The sequence below is a fragment of the Microcystis sp. M53598_WE2 genome (assembly GCF_030067735.1).
Lineage (GTDB): Bacteria > Cyanobacteriota > Cyanobacteriia > Cyanobacteriales > Microcystaceae > Microcystis > Microcystis aeruginosa.
In genome coordinates, this window is sequence record NZ_JASJFE010000107.1 from 1 (window position 1) to 2,301 (window position 2,301).

4 protein-coding genes are annotated in these 2,301 nt (G+C 40.9%); all 4 read left to right on the top strand.

Translation table 11 applies throughout. The features are described 5' to 3' along the window. Positions 1 to 612, top strand: a 612-nt coding sequence (locus PX636_RS02495) for a glycosyltransferase family protein (protein WP_502882840.1), incomplete at its 5' end; no start/stop codon positions are given. A gap of 351 nt (positions 613 to 963) precedes the next feature. Then, entirely contained in the window at positions 964 to 1,233 is a 270-nt protein-coding gene (locus tag PX636_RS02500; protein WP_002762776.1) for a YciI family protein, read from the top strand. Between the two features lie 173 nt (positions 1,234 to 1,406). Next, the gene (locus tag PX636_RS02505) at positions 1,407 to 2,033 is read left to right on the top strand and encodes an AAA family ATPase (RefSeq protein ID WP_288116131.1); all 627 of its coding nucleotides are present in this window, start codon (positions 1,407 to 1,409) and stop codon (positions 2,031 to 2,033) included. Beyond that, positions 2,009 to 2,301, top strand: a 293-nt coding sequence (locus tag PX636_RS02510; RefSeq protein ID WP_288116133.1) for a hypothetical protein, incomplete at its 3' end; no start/stop codon positions are given. The genes PX636_RS02505 and PX636_RS02510, both read left to right, overlap by 25 nt.

Here is a 2,301-nt window from a genome sequence, read left to right on the forward strand (position 1 = left end):
AAAAAATGGGAAGAGGGCTATCACATAGTCAAAGGAATAAAAACTTCAAGTGAAGAAAATTTTCTACTGTATGGTATCCGGAGTTTTTATTACTTTCTTGTCACTCAGTTATCGGATATTAAGCCTACTGCTCATTTTACAGGTTTTGGACTCTATGATAAAAAGGTCACGGAAGTTTTGAAAAAAATTGACGATCCTTATCCATACCTAAGAGGTATTATTTCAGAGATCGGCTTTGACAGTGCTGAGATTGAGTACAAACAACGGCAGCGTAAAAAAGGGAAGAGTAGTTATCGAAATTTTTATAGGCTTTATGACGCTGCAATGTTAGGCATTACCAGCCATTCTAGTGTTCCTTTGAGGATTGCTACATTTTTGGGTTTTGCTTTGTCTCTGCTGAGTCTGCTAGTGGCGTTAGGTTATTTAATCGCCAAATTGTTGTTCTGGGATTATTTTCCTTTAGGAACCGCACCCGTTACTGTCGGACTATTTTTAATCGCTTCGGTGCAATTATTTTTTATCGGCATTATTGGGGAATACATTGGCTTAATGCACATGAGAATTTTAAAAAGGCCTTTAGTTGTCGAACGAGAACGGATTAACTTTGAGTGAGTGACTGTATTTGTTATACTAACTTAATCTTGGAGGACAAATGGTAATGGTTAGGCGTTGGGTTTCATGCTTCAACCCAACCTATGTTCATCTTATATTTAATTCCACCTACCTACTTAAATACAATAGAAAACCTATCTGGATTAGCTAATCTATATATAGCGTTTTTCAGTCTAATGAGGTATAGTAAATCCATCGATAGATAATAGATAGGCGTTTCAGCGTTTCAATCGGGACTCACCGCTATAGTAAAATGTAGATTCTGTGTACCCCCCACTTTTCTATATCGATTTAGTCTGATTGACGATTCGATCGTAAAATAGCAACAGATCAAGAGAGTACAGGTCAAATATGCCGAAATTTGTTATCTGGGGTAGTTATTGTGAAAACGTGCTGGAAAAACGCGCACCCTATCGTCAAGCGCATCTAGAGGGATTAAATCAACAGAAAGAACGGGGAATTCTCATTACTATCGGACCAACGGCAGATTTAAGCCAAGTTTTCGGAATTTATCAGGCAGCCAGCGAGTCGGAAGTGCGAGAATTAATCGAAGCGGACCCCTACTGGCAAAATGGTATCTGGACAGAGTACCAAGTCAAAGAATGGATTCAAGCTATCTAAGGGGGCTATCAGCTATATTTTTCTATAAGGGTGTTGTCATAAAATTCTCAAACTACGCAACTAATCAAACTCATCTCCGGTCAAGTCTGAGGATATTTTCAAGGATAAACCGGAGTTATCCCTTATAGATTCAAGCTGACAGCTGATAGCTTGCCTAATTTTTGCTTATCGCCATGGTTTACATCAAAAAGGTCGAACTCTCACACTTCAAATCCTTCGGGGGAACGACTCCCATCCCCTTTTTACCGGGGTTTACGGTGGTTTCTGGTCCAAATGGTTCGGGAAAGTCGAATATCCTCGACGCATTGCTATTTTGCTTGGGATTAGCTACTTCCAAGGGAATGCGGGCCGAAAGATTACCGGATTTAGTCAATCACAGCTATAACAGTCAACGTCATAGTACCGAAGCGAGTGTCTCGGTGACTTTTGATGTTGCCGATATTCCCGACGCCACCGATAGGGATTGGACGGTTTCCCGACGCTTAAAAGTGGCTAAGGGTGGCAGCTATACTTCTACCTACTATATCAATGGGGAACCCTGTACGGTTAGCGAACTTCACGACCAATTAAACCGTTTACGCATCTATCCCGAAGGGTATAACGTGGTGTTACAGGGGGACGTAACCAGAATTATCAGCATGATTGCCAAGGAAAGACGGGAAATTATCGACGAATTAGCAGGAGTGCCGAATTTGACCGCAAAATTGAGAAAACTAAGGAGAATATCGATTCGGTTAAAGAAAGAGAAGAACGCTGCCAAATTATTGCCACAGAATTGCAAAAATCTCTGGAGAAATTAGCACTCGATCGCATTAAAGCCGAAAAATACCAAAAACTCAAGGCCCAAGTCCAAGAAAAACAACAATGGGAAATAGTCCTGCATTGGCAAAATCTCCAGCAGCGCTGCCAGCAATTAAAAGAACAAATTCAAGCTGGGGAAAAGGAAAAACAGGTTTTAACCGAGACTATCGCCAATTTATCCGAACAAATCGCCCAAAATAGTCAAGAATTAGAGAAACTCAATCAACAGGTCAAAGCTTTCGGGGAAGATGAACACCTGTCCCTGAC

Excerpts from the sequence above, each read along its gene's own strand:
- PX636_RS02505 (WP_288116131.1), top strand. The coding sequence starts at position 1,407 with ATGGTTTACATCAAAAAGGTCGAACTCTCACACTTCAAATCCTTCGGG.
- PX636_RS02500 (WP_002762776.1), top strand. The coding sequence starts at position 964 with ATGCCGAAATTTGTTATCTGGGGTAGTTATTGTGAAAACGTGCTGGAA.